This window comes from Pseudaeromonas pectinilytica (assembly GCF_054780855.1).
The window spans coordinates 1-506 of the sequence record NZ_BAAGVN010000133.1; the positions used below are offsets into that span (position 1 = coordinate 1).

Below are 506 nucleotides of genomic sequence, written 5' to 3' on the forward strand. Positions count from 1 at the left end.
AAAAAATCGGCCCAGATCCGCGAAATTTTAATCAGCGAGTCAGCTTGGGAAGAAATGACCTGCTTATTCGCACCTTCCCTAACCCAGCATCCAGTACCTTTTCCAGATATGGGCTGCTCATGCCCGCAAATTGCTGCTTCTTCCGCAAGCTTGCCTTACCAGGGCGAGCGCATGAGTGCCTATTTTTTGAACGGTGTGGATAATCCAGCAATCAGCACCTTCTCCAGGTGCTCTGTTTTCATCCAGCATCGTTTCTGCTTGCCTGCAATACTGAGCTTGGTTGGTTCGGCTCTGAGCATGTTCAGGGCTAGGTGTCGCAAGCAAGCCAAGTTTTCCGCAGCATTATCTTTATATATCGGACAGGCATCTTCCTGCATGCTGACATCTAGCATCCAGTGCATCGATTCTATGGACCAGTGTTCTCTCATGTACAGAACCTTAAGCGGCAAGCGAATTAATAACACCGTCTAACGTGTTGTTTTGCTTGGATTTTCTCTGCCTACTCT

General features: G+C 48.0%; 1 pseudogene. It reads right to left on the reverse strand.

Annotation, left to right across the window (positions count from 1 at the left end):
- Positions 1 to 31: 31 nt before the first annotated feature.
- Positions 32 to 428 (reverse strand): annotated as a pseudogene (locus ACYVG7_RS09840) (transposase); the annotation flags it as partial.
- Positions 429 to 506: the final 78 nt, after the last annotated feature.